Origin of the sequence: Pantanalinema rosaneae CENA516, from assembly GCF_050753385.1 — a bacterium.
GTDB classification, from domain to species: Bacteria; Cyanobacteriota; Cyanobacteriia; order Leptolyngbyales; family Leptolyngbyaceae; genus Pantanalinema; species Pantanalinema rosaneae.
Genome location: NZ_JBLZFZ010000001.1, coordinates 1 through 17,715, shown reverse-complemented (window position 1 = coordinate 17,715; position 17,715 = coordinate 1). Strand labels below are relative to the sequence as shown.

Sequence of the window (17,715 nt, the reverse complement as noted above, 5' to 3'; positions counted from 1 at the left end):
AAGCTGGTGATTAAGGTTTAGACATGGCACAGGATAGAGGCTCAAACCCCATTAGCCGTTGAGTGTGAGGCTGCCGAGCCACCAAAATCACTGTGCCTGTACGATCTACCATCCAATCTTGCGCCTCCACGATCGATGCTCTCCCCCCATTGGATGGCTCCTCCTCCCGATCCCCCCATCTCCCCACCTCCCGATCTCCCTCCCCTGGTCGATCGTCCTGCCAGACTATCTGCCCTATCAACGGTTGCCGAGGGTCTTCCGGTAAACCACCCCGTCCCGTAATGGCAAAGGAACTACCCTGATCTGCCGGACAGGTCGCTGCGATCAATTGGCTCGGATCAGAAAACTCCGTTGGCAAAGCATTAATTGCCTGAGTTGGGTCAAGATCTGGAGTGCGGATAGTCACGCTACCTGTATCGATCGTGGGGTTTGCCTGAGAGAACGCCGTAATATCATTGGTTAGCCAGCGACGCGGATCGAGTTCAGCCGGATTGCTGGTGTTCAGTAAGCGTTGTAATTCCTGACGAGTCCGTAAATTAAACCAGAAAAGTCCCTGCGCTGAAATCGTAATCTTTCCCCCAGACCCCAGAAACGCATTGGCAATAATGTCGTTGTTTTCATTGGGGGCTGAAACAATAAAATTAGCATTAATGTTAATGTTTCCACCTGTTGCTGCACCTGTGGCATTCGTTGTGATATTGCTGTGGCGACGCAGGGTAAGTAGAGACGATCGTAGGGTAATATTTCCACCACCCCTTATGGTGTCAGCACTAATTTTCCCTTGGTAATCTAGCTTAATTGTATCGGCTACAATCGTTAATGAGCCTGCATTGCCGAAACCTGCGCTACTAACTCCCAGTTGTGCCTGATTTGCTAACAACAGCGATCCACTATAAATACTAATGTTACCGCCATCACCAATTCCAGTTGGCGCTACACCGCTAAATGCACCACTATTTCTATCGAAGCGGACAAAATCATGAGCCTGAATTACTATATTACCCGCATCTCCTTGACCATACGTGTTAGCAACCAATCTAGCTCCATTAGTGACTGCCACAGATCTAGATATAATGTGCAGATCTCCGCCCTGCCCTTGAGCCATACTTCCCACGGGTGAGCTATCTCCAACCGAACTAAAGACAGCGCTGCTAAACAAACCGTCACTACCATCAAAGTGAATGGTGTTAGAGGTATTAATTTCGATATTGCCTGCATCCCCTTTACCCTGGGTCAGAGCAGCTAGTTGAGCAATATTTTTCAGTGACAGATCGGTAGCGGTAATGCGGATATTTCCACCTTGCCCCTGAGCCATTGGCATTACTACGTTCACAGCAAGTGCGTAGTCAAAAGTCACAGCATCACGAGCCTGAATCCCAATATCACCGGCATTCCCTGCTCCAAAAGTTCTGGCATACAAACCAGAGCCATTAACTACGGACAGTGACCCTGTAGTGATATTGATATTTCCTGCGTCACCGATCGCTTGAGGGAATACATCAGTAGTAATACTACTGGACTCAAGATGAATCGCCGTTGTCGCGTTGATGTCAATACTCCCTGCCCTTGAACCATTTGCAACCAATCTAGGAGCAATTCCTGCTAGCAAACTACTTGTCGTCATATCCAGAGTGCTGGCATGAATAGCTATACTACCACCGTTCCCTGCGCTAACATTTGCCTGAGCATTATCCGTTAACGTCACATTAGCTCTTGCCAGTTGATCTGGAACATGCAGTTGCAACACTTGCCCAAGCTGGGTTAATCCCACAACACCTGCTCCAGTCACCCCCGCTAATTCTACCCGACCACCCGGAGCTTGTAATCTTCCACCTTCGAGACTGATATGACCGCCTACGAGTGCCAAGGTTCTACCAGACGGAACCTGTAGCCCCTCCTGTCGGGAGTTGAGTGTAATGGTGTAAGCTCCGCTATTCGGACGGATAGTTGGCCCAGCAATCCCATTCCACTGGCTTAACGGTAGCGTTGCGCCTGGATTGACTAAGTTATCCGCAGAATTAAAAATTGCACCTTGTGAACTGTACGGATTAATCGCATAGCTAGAAATACCAAGATAATAAGTTCCTGAAGTAGCAGGAATAAAGGGTTGGTATAACGGAAGAGTGGATTGAAATCCAACGCTGTCATTGTTAGCCAATAAACCTAAGCCATTGCGATCGAACAAAAATAACTGTGTATTGATATGAGTGCGACCCACTGTACTGGCTGTAAAAGGTTGCCCTTCAGGCAAAAACAGTTGATACAAGTCCACATCGCTAACCGTGTTGAGAGTGCCAGCGATCGCATCAAAAGGTACTTCAGAAGTTGAACTGTTAACAACTTGAGCAGTCCCTGGAAGTTGCCCTGCATCATCAACTTCAATAAACGGGTGATTAGGAGTAGGAGGTTGACCTGCCTGCACGACGATATCTCCTTCGCCTCCGTTAAATTGCAGCCCGATCGGCACACTGATTGTTAGCAACGGTACTCCAGCAGGTTCAGTAGCGCTAAATTCTGTACCATCCGCCAACTTAATACTACTCGCTGTACTAGCTACAAAAGAACCACGCAGGTCTAGAGTAGCATTCGCACCAAATAAAATTCCTCTAGGATTAATCAAAAACAGATTAGCTGCACCTAAGACACCCAGTGTCCCCAGAATATTTGAGGGATTATTACCCGTTACCCGTGTCAGGATGTTCTCCACACCAACAGGATTGGCAAAGTAAACTCGCTGTAAATTGCCAACATTAAACTCTTGAAAACTATGAAATAGGTTAGCACCGCGACGTGACCCTCCGTTAATCAAATCAACTGGTTGCCCACCCAGATTGGCATTTAGGATAACCTCCGAATTTTCTGCTCCCAGGCTGTTATCTCTGATCATCTGAGCATGACCTGGCAACATAGGATATAGATTGATGCCAGTGAACACTGTCATACCTACCCAATACCTAACCCCGGCACTCCACGGCTGAACCATACTTTTAATCCCTTAGTATCGGCTTCCCAAACCCCAGTAGACTGAGGGCAAAATAGTGAACTTTTTCTAAATCCGCATCCTACCAAAGGGTGAAATATTCACGTAAATTTAAAAACAAGCTTCATTGCTCAGTCCCTATGAGGTTCTGTATGGGATTTTCAATGGGGTTTCCATGAGGTTTATGGATTTGCAGAACTGAAATGAACTGACAAGATAGGCAGCATCAAAGCGATGAGTGTTGCGTAACAGAAATCACGGCGATCGATGATGTCCAGTTATTCATCTAAGGAGGCACTTGTATGCAGCTTTGCTATCGTGGCGTTCGCTATAACCCTACTCACTCTCTGATTCAAGGTTCTCAATCTAAATCGAGAAGTTTCTCTATTGTCGTACTTACCTATCGTGGTAGTCAGTATTTGTTAATGCCACATCTTTCTGATAACCAATCCTCGATTCAGGTTCAAGACGGCTTAGAAAAGGCTACTTTAGCGAAACATGAATTAATGTATCGTAGAGCCACCTATTCCATAGCACTACCGCAGGCTGTTGCTACATTCTACCCCTCCACTATAGCTGTTTCTGGAAAACCATAACCTCATTTAGGTAAGTACAACCAAAACCACAATTTTAAGGAGTGACATTCCATGAATAAGGTAATGAACTGGATTAAATTTTCTGCCTCAACTGCTATGTTGGCACTTTCGGTAAGCGTCTTCCATCAGCCAACAAATGCACAGAGACCAAGTACCTTTGCTACAAGTTGTACAGATATTTCAATCAGTGGTGCTCAATTATCAGCAACTTGTATTAAAAAGAATGGGAGTAATCAGCGCACATCTATTACTATTAGAGGCATTCATAATCGCAACGGGCAACTTGTGCAAAGCACAATTAGGGAAGCAAGCACATTCAACCGCACATGTACAGGTATCAGTATTAGTGGGGATCAACTATCTGCTTCTTGCCGTACAGGTAATGGCGAAAACCAACAATCCTCTGTCACATTGCTAGGAATCAATAATAGCGATGGTAATCTAACCTATTAGGTAGCCAAACTTTGTAGGTTGGGTAAAATGCAGGAAATCTAAAAAGGTGTTAACACTGTTTTACTACATTAGCCCAACCTACAAACTACTAAAACTAGAGAGGCTATATGCAACTAATCAGTGTGCTTTTGGCACAACAATACGATACTCCGGCTGATAAAGCTGCTGGGCTAATAACAACTTTGGGTGCAGTTATCATTCCACTTGTTTTTGGCTTATTTGGTTATAAGCTCCTAAGAATGGGAAGCCGTTCTGAGAAGAGTGGAATTGAGTTTATGGGCTTAAAGGTGAATTTAGAATCTACAACTGGGGGATTTTTGATAGTGGCAGCTTTAATTGGCTTGCTTAAATTCTATGGCAAGTTTTATAGTAGCTAATTAACAAATCCTTCTTGATTCAGTTTGTTTATGGTTGACTAGACAAAGTTAAAGCACATTGCATTAGTTAGGAGAATACATCATGACAGATGTCCTTCACGTCTCTTCCGAGGCTTCTGATGATTATCGCTTAAGCTTGCTAAATCTTATTAATGGATTTAGACAGCAGGCAAATCTACATCTGCTTGAATTGTCTACATCTTTGTGTGTAGCTGCTCAGACGCATGCTGAGGACATGGCTCGTAATAATTATTTTAGTCATACATGTCTGAATGGGTCTTCAGCTATTAATCGTGCAGAAAAAGCCGGTTATCCGTCTTCATTTGTTGGTGAGAATATTGCATCTGGCAATGAGCATATAGAGGCAGTATTTGAGCAATGGCTAAATAGCTCTGGACACCGAGAAAACATGCTCAATGAAAAATACAAAGAGGCTGGTATAGGGTATGTTTTGCAGTCGCCTCACACAAATGACTCTCATTACTGGGTTCTACTATTAGGGCATCCAAATCCCCAAGAGTTAATTGCAAGTTGAATTTTGAACAATCTTTTGATTCCTAAACTGTATTGTTCTGAAATTGTTTAACTGGCAATCATTTCAAAATTCTCCTGCTAAGCATAATCAACATCTACTGGTACCACTGTATGATGCTGTGAAGGGTTGCCAAGGAATGTTGATTATGCCTCTTCAACTATTGTTTGTGTTGGTGTCTATTCTCCTAGCGCTGGCTGGAACCACATTTTCACAAGCTACAGAAAGGATTGTTCAGGTTTCAACTCATGATCTTGAGCAGAGCCAAAAGCTAAGTCCTCAGGTGTTATTCAAACCAGCCGGGAGTGGGCAACCACCAACGACTCGGGGGGCGGGATCGCGCAACGATCGCACCTGTGCTCAGGACACCATCACTCAGCCGCTAGCGTTGACAGCGCTTGTTCCCAGTCAGCAATTTGGGTTAACCTGGGCAGAACGTCCTACTCTGTGGGTGTATTTGCCAAAAACATCCGCACGGCAGCTTGTTTTGAGTATTAGAGAGGCGGGTAATCTGCCACATTCGCAAAGCTTTCTACCCATTACTGGGGAGGCTGGGGTAATGGGAATTCAGGTGGCGGCGACTGCCCCTGCTTTAGAGGTTGGTAAATCGTATCAATGGGCAGTGGTGCTGGTGTGTGGCGATCGTCCCAGTCCAAATGATCCGGTGGTGACGGCTTGGATGCGTCGAGTGTTGCCATCACCCTCGATCGAGCCTCCAGAAGCGCCGTTAGATCGGGCAGCGTTATACGGTGAGCAAGGCATTTGGTATGATGCCCTGACCACGTTAGCAGAAGCATACCGAGCGCAGCCCCATGATTCGACCTTAACCCAAATTTGGGCAGAGTTCTTAGCCCAGTCGGAAGTGGGATTAGGGGAGATTGCCACAATGCCCCTCCACTAACACTTGACAATTTTCTATTGCCAATTTCCAACTAAGACGAAGGGTGACCAGTAATAGGGATGGTGATATTCAGGCGATCGCAGTAATGAGAGTTGGGCTTGTCGCAGGGCTTCGGCGCGGCTGATCCCAGGTTGTTTCAGCGCCGTATAAAATTGAGTGATCAAGTCTGCGGTGGAGTGATCTTGCACTGACCAGAGGGTGGCGATCGTACTGCGGGCACCCGAACGCACCGCAACTCCAGCTAATCCCAAGGCAGCGCGTCGATCTCCTACAGCCGTTTGGCAAGCACTTAAAATCAATAGTTCAATCGGTTGGCGTTGTTGGCGATCGCGGTTTTCCAATAATTGATCCAAATCCTTCACTTGAATGCGTCCATCCCAGGTGAGCAAGAAGGTATTTTCAGCCTGGGAAGAAAACTGACCATGTGTTGCCAGATGCACGATCGGTGAGGTGACAGAATTCAACTGGTTTGCCAATTCAGTCTGTGTAAAGGACTGATTTAATAAAATATTCGTTGGTACAATTTTAGCAATCTGTTGCATCTCTGCGGCTACACCGGGCAATGCCGAAAAGCCTTGACGAGCTTCCGATAACCCTCCTGCCAACGCTCCTAGTTGGTCTGGGGGCAGCGATCGCGGTGGCAACAATTGTAAGCCTGGAGTTAGAGCAATACTGTAATTTTCAATGACATACTGCTGTCCGTCATGCAGGGCAGCCAGTGGGACACCCTGGAGGACACCATCTAACACAAACACCAATGTCTTCACTTGACTGTTGGTTAAATCGGCGGCGATCGGGCGAATCAGCCAATCATACAATTGTTGGTTGGCACGTAGCGGCTCTTGAGGCGTGACAAATGGATTTAAAGTTGCAAACAGATCGTCAAAGACCTGATTCACAACACTGGTGGTGCTAGAGTGATGCTGGGATAGTGTAGCCAGATCAGTAAAGTGATAGCGTAGCGGTTGCTGCGGGAGTGAGAGAATGACTGCTAAACGATCGGGCAAAATAATCGAATAGATGATGGCGGCATTGGTATCTACCTGATCAATTTGTTGCGGTTTCGCATCTAAACAGGCTTCACGGAAAAAGTTATTCAGTTCCGCCAGTTGCAAGGCTTCAATCACCGATCGTGCCTGTTGCAGATCCGCCTGAGTTGGGCTGTCCTCTAATAAAAGTTGCACTAATTGGCGATAGATCGGTTCTACCTGTTCCCGAAAGGAAAATTGTGCTTCTGGATTAATGGCAATTAAATCCCCGCGTAATTTTGCCAGAGTAGCAACAGCCTGTTGATAAGCGGCGATCGCCGCCGGAGTGCGTCCTTGCTGTTTGAGAATTCGCCCTAATTGCCATTGCCAGGAGACTGCAATATCCTGTGCCTGCATCGCGTCGGCAATCTGGAGTGCCTGCTTGGTGACACGCTCAGCCTCTAACCATTGCTGGGACAGTTCATAAAGATGTCCGAGTTGCCCCAGGGCGTAAGCTTCGGCTCTAGAGTCATGCAAACTTCTCGCTTGTTGCACTGCATTCGCCAATAGTGGAGCGATCGCTGCCGGAGTTGACATAGTTGATAATGTTGGTTCACGCCAACCCATCTTGATCAAGCTATCCGCCAGATTGACCTGGGCGTAGACCGTGGCTCGGCTCGGTGGTAACTCTGTGAGCAACGATTGAATTTCGGGCAATAAAGGAGTGGCTTGCAGAAATTGACCACCGTCAACGAAAAGGCTAAATAGATTCAATCGTGCTTGTAACCGAATTAACGGATTCGATGCAGCGGCGGCGGCTTGTTGATAAAATACGATCGCCGATTCAGTGGTTGCTGGATCAGCAATTTGATGGTCTTTTTTGCCTCTCGCAACATTACCTAATGCCAGTAATGTCCGACTTACATCTAAGTTCAATGCCTGGGAGATCGCTAAACTGGACTGTAGCGTTTTGTAGCTGGCAGACAAATCACCAATCCGCAATAGGGTGACTCCCAAACTTTCGAGACTCTGGGCTTTTAGAGCGGAATCGGGTAGAGTTTGCCATCGCGTATTGATTTGCTCTAATAGGGTTCTGGCACGGCGGTATTGTCCCAGGGTTTGCCATGCCTGAGCTTGATTCAGTTGACTGCCTAATTGACCCGTCTCATCTCTGGCAGCTACATAGGCGGCTTCTGATTGTTGCCAGGTTGCCAGTGCGGCCTCAGCCTGTCCCCGTTCCCATTCATGCACTCCCTGTTGGTTCAATGTTTGGGCCCGCACCAGGGCAGGAGGGGGGCGATCGGAGACGGAATTTGCCATCATAGGCATCGTGCTGATGAACGCCATCAGAGTTCCCAATGACAATATATTCAGCATGGTTGGCTTAGACATATTGCTGACCTGCAACTTCAGTTTGACTCAAGCGGAGCATGCCGCCTCATTCAGATCTAGGGTGATTAAAGACGAACCACCATAACTCCAGCCCAATCAGTCCTAAGCCACCTACCGTCACGGCTCCCTTGACCCACAGGGGCTGGTCGATCCGGTGAAATTCTCCGGTTGGCTCAGTGGACGGCATTTCATGGGACATTTGGGCGATCGCTCCGCTAGAGGTGATTCCTAACAATACACTCACTGTAGCAATGCTACCGCATACGGCTGATGACTTGATCATTGGCATTTCTCCTCAATAGTTTTGGCAATACTAGCCGAAATCACAAGATCTACAACTAGTTTGGATATGGTGATGACCTCATACCGATGACTAACTACCAACGGGTTTGAAATTTTGTAATCTTAGGGCATTCGTCACAACTGACACTGAACTAAATGCCATTGCTGCCCCAGCAATAATTGGGTTGAGTAACCAACCAAACACTGGGTAGAGAATCCCAGCGGCGATCGGAATTCCGGCAATGTTGTAAATGAAGGCGAAAAAGAGATTTTGTTTGATGTTGCGAATGGTGGCGCGACTGAGTTGAATGGCGGTGACAATGCCCTGAAGATCTCCAGAGATCAATGTGATATCACTGGCTGCGATCGCAACATCGGTGCCCGTTCCGATCGCGATCCCGACATCCGCTTGAGCCAGGGCAGGGGCATCGTTAATGCCATCTCCGACCATCGCAACCACCTTCCCTTCAGCCTGAATCGCCGCAATGGTGGTTGCCTTTTGCTCCGGACGAACTTCCGCTAAGACGCGCTGAATCCCCACTTCCTGGGCAATCACATTGGCAGTGCGCTGGTTATCCCCGGTCAACATCACCACTTCTAACCCCAACTTTTGCAAAGTGCGAATCACCTGTACAGACGAGGGTTTGACGGCATCGGCAATTCCCATAATGCCTTCAACTTTGCCATCCACAGCGATCCAAATCACGGTTTTACCGAGGGATTCCAGGTGATCCCATTGGGGTTGCAAACGGCTGGTATCAATATTTAACTCATGTATCCAGCGATGGGTACCTATTTGCACCAGGCGATCGGAGACATAGCCTTGCACCCCACTGCCAGCGATCGCGGCAAACTCCTGCGGGCTGGTGAACTCCACCTCTTGAGACTGAGCATACTGCACGACGGCTTCGGCTAACGGATGTTCTGAATTCTGTTCGACGGACGCGACTAATCGCAATAGTTTCAGTTCATTTTGATGGGCTGTGCCATTTACCGTGAGGTAATCCGTTACAGTCGGTTTGCCTTGGGTAATCGTGCCCGTTTTATCCAATACGATCGTGTGCAACTTGTGAGCTAATTCCAGACTTTCAGCGCCTTTGATTAAAATGCCATGCTCTGCTCCTTTCCCTGTACCGACCATGATCGAGGTTGGCGTGGCTAACCCGAGCGCACACGGACAGGCAATAATCAGCACTCCTACAGTCGTAATCAATGCTATTGTCACGTTACCCATGAGGTTAAACCACAGAATGAAGGTGAGAATCGCGATCGCAATTACAGCAGGCACAAACCATCCCGTGACCTGATCGGCAAGCCGTTGAATCGGCGCTTTGGAACCTTGGGCTTGCTGCACCAGTTTGACGATTTGGGCGAGGAACGTATCCTGACCAACGCGGGTCGCCCGAAATTGAAAGCTACCTGTTTTATTCATGGTGGCACCAATCACCTCATCCCCCGGTTGCTTTTTGACGGGCAGACTTTCCCCCGTTACCATCGCTTCGTCGATCGTTGAGCCACCTTCAACAATTTCGCCATCTACGGGAATTTTCTCACCCGGACGAACCAGAATGATATCGCCTAAAACCACGTTTGCGATCGGAATATCTACTGCTTGACCATCACGAATGACTCGGGCTGTCTTGGCTTGCAAACCTATTAGTTTCCGGATCGCTTCTGAGGTCTGCCCTTTGGCTCGGTGTTCCAACAGTCTGCCTAACAACAGCAAGGCAATAATCACGGCTGCCGCTTCAAAATACACATCGGGTCGGAGTCCCTGCGCTACAAACCATTGGGGCAATAGGGTAGGAAAGAGAGAGTACAGATAGGCTGTGCCTGTGCCCACTGCAACTAGCGTATCCATGGTGGCGGTGTGCCGCTTCAAAGCTTTCCAGGCATTGATAAAGAATTCCCTACCTGCCCAGAAGAGAATGGGAGCCGTTAGCACCAATTGCAGCCAGGGATCATGCAACCACAGGGGAAAACCCGGAATCGCTAATCCCGTCATGGCAGGTAACGAACCGATCACCAAAATAGCACTCAGAATGCCACTCACCCAGACTCGCTGGGTTAACCGTTGATGTTCCGCCTGACGTTCTCGTCGTTCGGCATCATCTTCGGTAGCCAGGACATCATCTGGCAGCGGATAAGCCGCATATCCAGCAGCATCAACCGCAGCTTGAATCGTGGTAATGTCTGTTCTACCAGGATCATAGCTGACAGATGCCTGTTCAGTGCCAAAGTTGACGCTACAGGTTGAAACACCAGGAATAGAGCGAATTGTGGCTTCGATATTATTAGCACAGGATGCACAACTCATGCCTCTGAGTTTCAAGGTGGTACGGAGAAGCATTGTTCAACTCCTGAATTATCTCAATGGCTTAATGTCATCTTGAAGGCTCCAGACGGCTGGAGAGTCAAGGGATAACTCATTATTTTTTGTAGAAAATTTTGAATTACTGTTTTTTTGTATAAAGAAAGACAGAGAGATAACCCTGTCCCCCTGCACCAATGGATTACCAGAAGTAGGGATTGGGGGTAGTTCGATGGGGAATAGTATCTGCACAGAAGAAATGCTACCGTAATCAGGAGGAGGCGAGTGCATTCCAGGTCAAACAATGAATGGATAGAACAACCCGACAAGCACAACTGCGGCAAAAACTTCGGCAGCTCAAACAACAGCAAGATCACCAACTGGCTAAACAAACGATCGCCCAATTAGGGATTGCGATCGAACGCTGTACCTGGCTGCTGCCGGACGATTCACAGGCGATCGACTGCGTAGAGTGGTTAAAACACGCTTTTCCCTGGCAATGGTCACAAATTGACTGGGCAGCCGTTCCCGGTAGTATTTGTGTGCAGTGTCCTAAGAATCTTCAGTTAGTCATGTTATTCGAGCAGCTTTGTCAGCAGTTTGAATTAGGTGATCCAGTGATTACGCTGGTTTGGTTTAATGCCCGCAATCCCATTTTGCAGATGCCACTATCCGTGGTGCAGCAGAACGCCCTCGCCCTATTTACCTATGATTGGGATACCTGGATTTTAGAACCTGAGGCAGGGTGGTGTATGGAATATCACCATGAAGGCACACTGGGCTTTGGCTACGGAGCGATCGATGATGGCGTTGCCTGATTGACTGATTCAGAGAATAATCGTTACTCCCGACGCAATTGGGCGGGCACTTCCTGCCAGAATAGGGGAACGGCAAGTAACCCTGTGATGAGCTGAATGCCGCCAAAAATCGCTAAAGCTGGTACAAACCCAAAGTGGAGAATTTCGCCAAATACCAGGCTACCAACCCCAAACCCGGTAAACAGAGTAAATACCTTCAGACCCATCGTTTGCCCTAAGCTGTTGTCATCGCCCAGATCAGTAACAATGCCGACAAACAATGGTTGAGTCAGGTCATACCCCAACGACAAAATCAGCACTGCGATCGTCGTACCGATTGCCGGAATCTCGAAAATCATGCCGATTCCAGCTAGTGCAGCCATGACTAAGCCTGCGGGGATGAGCCAACGCCGTCCCCACCGATCCACTGCTTTACCAATCAGGGAACTGAGCAACAGTCCGGGAATACCATATCCCAAAATATTCAACCCAATGCTGAATGCATCCATGTTATAGCGTTGGGATAAATATAACCCTAGCCAGGTATAGACTCCAGAATGGTAAATGCCATTCCACAACACATAGGCATAGGTTCGCAGCCCCCGCACCGTCGCCAAAATTTGGCTGTATCCCCTAAAGATCTGGCGCAGACCGGGTAATTTATTCACTTTAGGTGTATCAAATAAGGCTCCATACCGATGCAGCCGCCAAAGCACGATCGCCGCCAGCCCAGCCGTACCAATAAATAGCGATCGCCAACCCACAAATGGCTCTAGCATAGCTCCACCAGCCGATCCTGCTGCCATGCCTCCTTCCATAGCGGCAAAGACTAGCCCCAACTTGCCACCTCGCTGATCGAACGGAAATAAATCACCAATTAAGGCAAAGGTTAAGGGAATGACTCCACTCGCTCCCAATCCAGTTAGCAGCCGCCACATTGCCATCTGTGCCGCCGTTTGTGCCGTAGCTGTTAAAGCGGTACAAATCACAAACACCACTAGCGAAATCCGAATAATTGACCAGCGACCAAATCGATCGGATAGGACACCGTAGAATAATGCCATCAGAGCATAGGACAGCATATAGGCTGGCACAATAAAGCCAATTTCCTGTACGGGAACATTAAATACTTCTGCCAGACGGGGGATCAGGGGTGCAATCATGTATCCCTGAAGAAAAATTAATCCTGCGGCGATCGAGAGTAAGGAGAATAGCTGTTTATGCTGCTTTAAGCGAATAGCGCGATCGGCGGATTCAGTATGGGATAAGTAACTCAATGTTTCGGTAACGTCTCTACAACATCTACTGTCAAAAGTGACTCACCTACCATCTACCAGGAAGCTGGAGTTAAGCCACCTTTCCAAAATGATACCGTCCTATAGGAGCCAAGAGATCCGCAAAATACGGGCGATCGTCGCATCCTGTCCTGTTAAACCAGTCACTACGGCTAATAGAAATCCAGGACAGACCAACAGATCTATCCTGGAGCAAAGAACTGACTAGAAAACCCAATTCAATTCGGTTTAGCCGCCAAAAGCATCCTTAATGTTTTCAACGAACCCCTGAACTGCATTCATGGAGTCATCCACAGCCTTTTCAGTCCGAGAGGCATCTTCCTCTGCCCGTCGCTCAATGCGAGCCTGATCGCGGCGGGCTTTACGCTCAACGAAGCTGCCATCGTCGGCTTGATCAACCTTGGAGGCATTTCTGTTTGCCGTTTTTTCAACCTGATGCTTGGTATCGCGGATGAAATCCTTGGAACGGTTACGCACCTCGTCGGCTGCATCTTGCGCTTGATTCGCGGCGTTAGCTGCCAGTAAGGGGGCAGGAGCTGCCATTGCTGCCGAATTCACGCCAAAGGAGCTTTGCCAGACCAGCGCGATCGCCACCAAACCCAGCAGCGCCTTCGTCAACCAACGTCCAACAACTGAGAGTTGTTCAATACAATAAGTTAGCTTCATAAAATACAGTCTCAGTAAGATTTAACATCCTATGTTGTACTGCATTTAACTAAGTGGCTAAATCACGCTCTAGACAGAAGTTCCCTGGCTAACAGGGTGAAGTTCTAATCCTATACTGAATTACAGCAGCCTTTGAATGCGTAGACCACAGTGAAGATGGGGAGTAGGGAGTGGGGAGTAGGGAGTGGGGAATCGTGGGGCTTAACCAAATGAAAATCGCTGTAAATGTACATTGCGACAGATCGGGTAGGGGCGAACCACCATTCACCTTCACAGGAATTTGATCGGCAGTATCCACCAGTAAAATCGGGATCAGTTCGCCGATCGCTATCACCCTAAACTTATTCTTATTGTTCGTTTATTGCTTCAATAATATAATAATCTATGGTTTCTACAGTTGCTTATGGATGCGGTTCTCCTTCATCACGCCGCCGCTCAGGCAAAAACGGGTTGGTTGGCAGAGGCACTGATCACTTTGTTGCCGGAGATTTGGGATTTGCAGACAGCTATGCCCCAATGGCAGGAAACGGCCTCAGCGTGGGCAGCCCAGATTGATCGCCTGTTTGAGGAGAAGAAACTCATTACCCCGACTCAGCAGAAAAATCGACGGACAGATATCGCCAATGCCCTCAGAACCATTGACCCACAGCATCCGGTAATTCCTTATATCTTGCTGTCGTCTGAGGTCTATACCGCGCTCAATAATCAACAGGCAAATCGGCTGAATGCGCGGGAAAATAAGTTCTTTTCCAGTCAACAGGCAAATGAATTAGTGCGGCGGGCGATCGCCCTGTTAGACAGTTCTGTTCCCAATGACATGGCGGCAGGATTGGCAGTATTGGTAGGTCGGCGGATTGGCGAAATTTTGATCTCGCGGTTTCGACCTAAAACGGCATATAGTTTGTTGTTCTCAGAAGCTGTGAAGCGGCGCGGATCGGTAGGACTGGAGTTTGAAATTCCCACCTTAGCTCCTGCTGATCGCGTATTAGTCGCGATCGAAGATCTCAAACAGATCTGGAATATTCAGGATCTTAAGGCACTGAATTTGGCAGATAACCATCTGAAACGGCGCATTAATGCCAGGTACTCTGGAGTACCCGATGCCTGTCGGCAGCATTTCTTTGACTTGGTGCCGGGGCGTGAGGCAGAGACCGATACCGGCAATCGGCTCTATACTCACCTGTTTCGGGCGGTTTATGCCGAAATTGCCACCTACTATTACAAACCGGATTGGGTGCCCGATCATCGCTTTAAGGCGGAGATTCAGGGACACTTTAAGCTGACCGACGATGGTCAAAAAATTCCGAATTACTCGGCACGGCAAAACTATGATGATTACCTGATTTGCGATCGTTCGCCAGGACAACCAGGGATAAAACTAGGGACACCAGGAGTGGAGATTTTGGCAGTGTTTCAAAGAAAGGTAGGGGCTGACGTTGAAGCTGATGCAACCATTGCTCACCAGTCGTTAGAGCCCGGAACCATTAATGCACTGCTATATCGAGCTGTCGATCGCCTGCTGTTTTCCAAGCAATGGGCAGAGGTGATCACTGGGCTGGTATTGGTGACAGGTCAACCCGTCAAAGCACTGCTGAAGACAGATCCTAAGGAAAAATCATCATTCTCCATTCTGCTTGATGGGCGGGAAGTACCGACGTTGACCACCGCTTCTCAGGTCGTTGCTGGCTGGAAGCGGTTGGCGCAATTGTCACCATTGCCTCTATCCCAACTTGAAACTGCTGTACGGGAAATCTGTGATCTAACCTTTCAGGATTTGGCTCCAGTGCGATCGCTCCAAGCATTGCGGGAGGTGTATGCCGCGATCGCGCTGCACTGGTTCTGTCCCCCTGACGTGGAGGAAACAGTGTTTTTGCAAACCATCGCCGCCGTAGAGCCAGCCGGATTCGCCACAGTGAATCCCGATCGCGGGATCAAGTTAGGGCAACGTCAGATTGATCGGTTGGAGTTGTTGAACGCAGTTGTGGAGGATGCCGATATGTCAGAGGAGTTTGCAGATGCGATCGCTCCCCAGCCAAACCCCCAAGCCAAGTCACGGCATCGCCGCAAAACGCTGTCGGTTGATGCTGATCTCCTGAGAACCGTTGCGGCTACTTTTGGCATCACGATCCGGGGCAAAGGCGGGGCAGGGGGTCTGAGTTATGAGGCAGCACTCACCCAGATTTTGGGGCAACTGGCTCAAGGTCAGCCTGTACCGACGGCTCAACCGATCACTATGCCACCTGAAGATGCAGGCACGATCGCTGCTTTGAAAGACCAGGCAAAAACTCTGGCATGGTTTACCGGACAATTAGAAATCCTGGAGCAACAGGTCAAGACTCTCACCCAGGAGCGCGATCGAGCACTCGCCCAGGTGAACTCACAGGTAGATTCTAGTGAGTTGGAGCAACTGCGGCAGGAGAATCAACAGCTTAAACGCGAACGTGATCAGGCTACGGCTAAGTTACAGACCTTCAAACAACTCTTGATGGAAACAGGTATGCCAGAGGAGAAGGACGCAGTCATTCCAGAAAGTCAACTCAGCCCTCAGCCCATTGTCACGTTGTCCCCGATGCCACTGGCAATACCCCAACCAGACCCAGCTAAACCTAAACCTAGCCGCAAGCGGATGCCCGAAGAGGAAGCCTTGCAGCATATCCGCACAGCAATCCAGGCAATTATGCGGTTTAATGACCAGGAGGGCAGAGCCTTTGATGATATGTGGTACATTTCATTTCCCGTTCTGCAAACCCTGTTGCGATCCAATGGGCTGTCAGCGAATCAAAAAACCGTTGCGATCGTGTTTGAGCAGATGCAAGCTGAATTAGAGCAACACCACGACAAACATCAGATTGGCTCCAGGCATAATCGGCGGCATCCTGACATTGAGAAGATTGTAGAAGCGGTGACACTGGAATTAGGGGAGGCAAACAGCGAGCTTGATCACACCCTATAGATCGGCGGCGATAGTAAACAGCGGATCAATCTGTTTGACCACATTACGTTATCTTGAGAGAAGCCCTATTTTTTAGGGTTAGAGAATAATGGCTGACCCTTAACCGATCTTCTTGGTTCTGCTGGTCTACTCAGTACCAGCCTGTAGGGCTAGTTAGGATCAAGGGGAATGTCCAGATCGGTCACGTTTATCCGGATTGATTGCATCGTCGCTCATTATGTTCATACTTCCAGGCTATCAGATCAGGGCACAACTCCACGAGAGTTCCAGAAGTTTAATCTATCGTGGAGAGCGGCAGTCCGACCACATTCCAGTCATTCTCAAAGTGCTGAAGCCTGACTATCCCAGTCTGTCAGACTTAATCCGTCTCCGCAATCATTATACGATCGCCACCTATCTCGACTTGCCTGGGATTGTGCGTCCCTTGGCGCTGGAGCGCGATCGGAATGGACTTGCCCTGGTGATGCCAGATGAAGAATTAATCTCCCTATCCAATTATTATGCCAATTTAATTGAGTGTAACTCAACCCAAATTTTACCAACGATTCTGACAATTGCGATTCAGCTTGCGGATATTCTTGAAGGGCTGTATTGCCAACGGGTGATCCATAAGGATATTCAACCCAGCAACATCTTAATTCACCCCAGAACGGGGCAAGTGAAGTTAACTGATTTTGGGGTAGCTTCGCAGTTACTTCAGGAAACGCAGGAATTACAACCACCCGAAGGTTTAGAGGGAACACTCGCCTATCTCTCGCCTGAACAAACCGGACGGATGAATCGGGGTATTGATTACCGCAGCGATTTCTATTCTTTGGGAATCACTCTGTTTGAATTATTCACCGGCCAGTTACCATTTCAATCTACTGATCCGATGGAATTAATTCACTGTCACATTGCTCAGCCCATTCCCTCTATGGCTGCTTTCAAGCCGGAAATACCCAACAGGGTGAGCGCTATTGTCAGCAAATTGATGGCAAAAAACGCGGAAGATCGCTATCAAAGTGCGCTAGGACTCAAGCATGATTTAGAACTCTGTCTGAGCCAATGGCAGGAAACCGGGACAATTACTGAGTTTAAATTGGGGCAACGGGATGTTAGCGATCGCCTCCTGATTCCGGAGAAGCTGTATGGACGGGAGCAAGAGGTCGCCACTTTACTGGCGGCGTTTGAACGGGTGGTGGGAGGTGGGGCTGTCTCTTATACACATCT

At 48.3% G+C, this 17,715-nt stretch carries 14 protein-coding genes; 8 read left to right on the top strand and 6 right to left on the bottom strand.

Annotated features, from left to right (window positions below):
- Positions 1–10: 10 nt before the first annotated feature.
- The gene (locus tag ACN4EK_RS00070; RefSeq protein WP_431655273.1) at positions 11–2,941 is read right to left on the bottom strand and encodes a two-partner secretion domain-containing protein; all 2,931 of its coding nucleotides are present in this window, start codon (positions 2,939–2,941) and stop codon (positions 11–13) included.
- A gap of 341 nt (positions 2,942–3,282) precedes the next feature.
- Here ACN4EK_RS00070 and ACN4EK_RS00065 point away from each other — a divergent pair, with 341 nt between their 5' ends.
- The 5 genes from ACN4EK_RS00065 to ACN4EK_RS00045 all read left to right on the top strand — a co-directional run bounded on the left by ACN4EK_RS00065 (position 3,283) and on the right by ACN4EK_RS00045 (position 5,839).
- A complete protein-coding gene (locus ACN4EK_RS00065) occupies positions 3,283–3,576 on the top strand; it encodes a DUF4278 domain-containing protein (protein ID WP_431655272.1) in 294 nt (97 codons plus the stop codon).
- Positions 3,577–3,627: 51 nt separating this feature from the next.
- A complete protein-coding gene (locus tag ACN4EK_RS00060; protein ID WP_431655271.1) occupies positions 3,628–4,029 on the top strand; it encodes a CVNH domain-containing protein in 402 nt (133 codons plus the stop codon).
- A gap of 107 nt (positions 4,030–4,136) precedes the next feature.
- A complete protein-coding gene (locus ACN4EK_RS00055; protein ID WP_431655270.1) occupies positions 4,137–4,406 on the top strand; it encodes a hypothetical protein in 270 nt (89 codons plus the stop codon).
- Between the two features lie 82 nt (positions 4,407–4,488).
- Positions 4,489–4,941, top strand: a complete 453-nt coding sequence (locus ACN4EK_RS00050) for a CAP domain-containing protein (RefSeq protein WP_431655269.1) — start codon at positions 4,489–4,491, stop codon at positions 4,939–4,941.
- Between the two features lie 145 nt (positions 4,942–5,086).
- Positions 5,087–5,839 (top strand): DUF928 domain-containing protein, encoded by a 753-nt coding sequence (locus tag ACN4EK_RS00045; protein WP_431655268.1) that lies wholly within the window; start codon positions 5,087–5,089, stop codon positions 5,837–5,839.
- A gap of 14 nt (positions 5,840–5,853) precedes the next feature.
- Here ACN4EK_RS00045 and ACN4EK_RS00040 read toward each other — a convergent pair whose 3' ends face one another.
- From ACN4EK_RS00040 to ACN4EK_RS00030, 3 genes are all read right to left on the bottom strand, one after another.
- Entirely contained in the window at positions 5,854–8,199 is a 2,346-nt protein-coding gene (locus tag ACN4EK_RS00040; RefSeq protein ID WP_431655267.1) for a CHAT domain-containing protein, read from the bottom strand.
- 46 nt (positions 8,200–8,245) lie between these two features.
- The gene (locus ACN4EK_RS00035; RefSeq protein WP_431655266.1) at positions 8,246–8,482 is read right to left on the bottom strand and encodes a hypothetical protein; all 237 of its coding nucleotides are present in this window, start codon (positions 8,480–8,482) and stop codon (positions 8,246–8,248) included.
- A 90-nt stretch (positions 8,483–8,572) separates the two neighbouring features.
- Positions 8,573–10,831, bottom strand: a complete 2,259-nt coding sequence (locus ACN4EK_RS00030) for a heavy metal translocating P-type ATPase (RefSeq protein WP_431655265.1) — start codon at positions 10,829–10,831, stop codon at positions 8,573–8,575.
- A gap of 269 nt (positions 10,832–11,100) precedes the next feature.
- Between ACN4EK_RS00030 and ACN4EK_RS00025 the strand changes: the two genes are divergently transcribed.
- Positions 11,101–11,610 (top strand): hypothetical protein, encoded by a 510-nt coding sequence (locus ACN4EK_RS00025; RefSeq protein ID WP_431655264.1) that lies wholly within the window; start codon positions 11,101–11,103, stop codon positions 11,608–11,610.
- Positions 11,611–11,633: 23 nt separating this feature from the next.
- Here the strand turns inward: ACN4EK_RS00025 and ACN4EK_RS00020 are convergent, their stop codons facing one another.
- Positions 11,634–12,866 carry an MFS transporter gene (locus ACN4EK_RS00020; protein ID WP_431655263.1) on the bottom strand — a complete coding sequence of 411 codons (1,233 nt, stop codon included), beginning with the start codon at positions 12,864–12,866 and terminating at the stop codon, positions 11,634–11,636.
- Positions 12,867–13,112: 246 nt separating this feature from the next.
- Entirely contained in the window at positions 13,113–13,550 is a 438-nt protein-coding gene (locus ACN4EK_RS00015; RefSeq protein WP_431655261.1) for a hypothetical protein, read from the bottom strand.
- A gap of 403 nt (positions 13,551–13,953) precedes the next feature.
- On the opposite strand from ACN4EK_RS00015, the gene ACN4EK_RS00010 reads away from it, so the two are divergent.
- Positions 13,954–16,503, top strand: a complete 2,550-nt coding sequence (locus ACN4EK_RS00010) for a protelomerase family protein (RefSeq protein ID WP_431655260.1) — start codon at positions 13,954–13,956, stop codon at positions 16,501–16,503.
- Between the two features lie 217 nt (positions 16,504–16,720).
- The coding region (locus tag ACN4EK_RS00005) for a serine/threonine protein kinase (protein WP_431655258.1) at positions 16,721–17,715 on the top strand (995 nt) is incomplete at its 3' end.

Bases quoted from the DNA above. Each gene is read 5' to 3' on its own strand.
- ACN4EK_RS00025 (WP_431655264.1), top strand. From the start codon at position 11,101: ATGGATAGAACAACCCGACAAGCACAACTGCGGCAAAAACTTCGGCAG.
- ACN4EK_RS00030 (WP_431655265.1), bottom strand. From the start codon at position 10,831: ATGCTTCTCCGTACCACCTTGAAACTCAGAGGCATGAGTTGTGCATCC.
- ACN4EK_RS00065 (WP_431655272.1), top strand. From the start codon at position 3,283: ATGCAGCTTTGCTATCGTGGCGTTCGCTATAACCCTACTCACTCTCTG.
- ACN4EK_RS00010 (WP_431655260.1), top strand. From the start codon at position 13,954: ATGGATGCGGTTCTCCTTCATCACGCCGCCGCTCAGGCAAAAACGGGT.
- ACN4EK_RS00070 (WP_431655273.1), bottom strand. From the start codon at position 2,941: ATGACAGTGTTCACTGGCATCAATCTATATCCTATGTTGCCAGGTCAT.
- ACN4EK_RS00040 (WP_431655267.1), bottom strand. From the start codon at position 8,199: ATGTCTAAGCCAACCATGCTGAATATATTGTCATTGGGAACTCTGATG.
- ACN4EK_RS00055 (WP_431655270.1), top strand. From the start codon at position 4,137: ATGCAACTAATCAGTGTGCTTTTGGCACAACAATACGATACTCCGGCT.
- ACN4EK_RS00045 (WP_431655268.1), top strand. From the start codon at position 5,087: ATGCCTCTTCAACTATTGTTTGTGTTGGTGTCTATTCTCCTAGCGCTG.
- ACN4EK_RS00035 (WP_431655266.1), bottom strand. From the start codon at position 8,482: ATGATCAAGTCATCAGCCGTATGCGGTAGCATTGCTACAGTGAGTGTA.
- ACN4EK_RS00050 (WP_431655269.1), top strand. From the start codon at position 4,489: ATGACAGATGTCCTTCACGTCTCTTCCGAGGCTTCTGATGATTATCGC.
- ACN4EK_RS00015 (WP_431655261.1), bottom strand. From the start codon at position 13,550: ATGAAGCTAACTTATTGTATTGAACAACTCTCAGTTGTTGGACGTTGG.
- ACN4EK_RS00060 (WP_431655271.1), top strand. From the start codon at position 3,628: ATGAATAAGGTAATGAACTGGATTAAATTTTCTGCCTCAACTGCTATG.